Source organism: Pseudomonas glycinis (assembly GCF_054871425.1).
Map to the genome: position 1 here is coordinate 1 of NZ_JBTYHF010000027.1, position 473 is coordinate 473.

1 protein-coding gene is annotated in these 473 nt (G+C 57.1%); it reads right to left on the minus strand.

Going from position 1 to position 473, the window contains the following annotated elements:
• The coding region (locus tag ACYSTU_RS26985; RefSeq protein WP_499002755.1) for an immunoglobulin-like domain-containing protein at nt 1-473 on the minus strand (473 nt) is incomplete at both ends.

The following is a 473-nucleotide window of genomic DNA, read 5'->3' on the forward strand; positions in this document are numbered from 1 at the left end:
ATTTGACGGTCGAGGTATCGATGGTGTCGGTGACAGTCGTCACCGCTGGAGCAGTGCTCGGTACGAGGTTCTCGAAATTGCCACCGGTAGCGCTAGTGATCGTTGCCTGGACGGAACCGGCATCTTTGTAGACGTCATCGGACGGTGCAGGAACGGTCGCAGTGCCGGTGGTTTCGCCTGCTTTGATGGTGATCACTGCGCCATTCGACAACGTCACGGTCACTGGTGAGCCAGCGGCATTGGTCAATGTCGCGGTGTAGGTGATCTGGCCACCTTCAGCCACCGAATTGCTGGCGCTGAGCGACAGATTGGTGGTGTCGTTAACATCCGTAACAGTGGTCGAAACCGGTGTTTTGTCCGCCACCAGATCTTCGAAGTTGCCGCTGGTCACGCCAGTGATCGAGTTGGTGATCGGAGCATTACCAGCCAACGCATCGTTCGCAGCAACAGCAGTTGCAGTGCCAGTAGTCTGG